Source organism: Roseateles sp. P5_B10, assembly GCF_056400485.1.
The window spans coordinates 1-779 of record NZ_JBFULE010001406.1 but is presented as its reverse complement, the minus strand read 5'-3'; the positions used below and the strand labels follow the sequence as shown (position 1 = coordinate 779).

1 protein-coding gene is annotated in these 779 nt (G+C 68.4%); it reads left to right on the top strand.

Features of this window, described 5'->3' with window-relative positions:
- Positions 1-130: 130 nt before the first annotated feature.
- Positions 131-779 (top strand): epoxide hydrolase family protein (locus tag AC1DU6_RS33635; protein WP_477862701.1); only part of this gene is annotated, 649 nt, incomplete at its 3' end.

Here is a 779-nt window from a genome sequence, read left to right as displayed (position 1 = left end):
GGTGCAGGTGCGCAAGCCCGGAGGGCACCACCAACATTGACGGCGGGCCGCATTGGCGGGTTTTAACAAGCTCTCGGCGGGGCAGATCGAGACACTGACTCCATCGATCCACCCCACCCAGGAGCCTGTCATGAGCACCACCATCCGCCCCTTCCGCATCGACATCCCGCAAGCCCAGATCGACGACCTGAAGCAGCGCCTGCGCCAGACCCGCTGGCCCCAGACCACCGTGCAGGATTGGAGCCGCGGCCAGGCCACCGGTTTCATTCGCGAACTGGCGGAGCAATGGCTGGATGGCTACGACTGGCGCCCGCACGAAGCCGAGCTGAACCGCCATCCGCAGTTCCTGACCGAGATCGACGGCCAGACCATCCACTTCCTGCATGTGCGCTCGCCCGAGCCGCATGCGCTGCCGCTGATCCTCACGCATGGCTGGCCCAGCACGGTGGCCGAGTTCCTCGATGTGATCGGCCCCTTGAGCAACCCACGCGCCCATGGGCTGGACCCGGCGATGGCCTTTCACCTCGTCATCCCGTCTCTGCCCGGCTTTGCCTTCTCGTCGCCGCTGGCCGGCCCAGGCTGGGAGGCCACGCACACTGCCGCCGCCTGGGACACGCTGATGAAGCGCCTGGGCTACGAGCGCTATGGCGCCCAGGGGGGCGACGGCGGCGCGCTCGTCGGCCGCGAGCTGGGCATCCTGAATCCGCGGGGCTTGGTGGGCGTGCACCTGCAGCAGATCTTCGCCTTCCCGAGCGGCGCGCCGGGCGAGATGGAGAAGC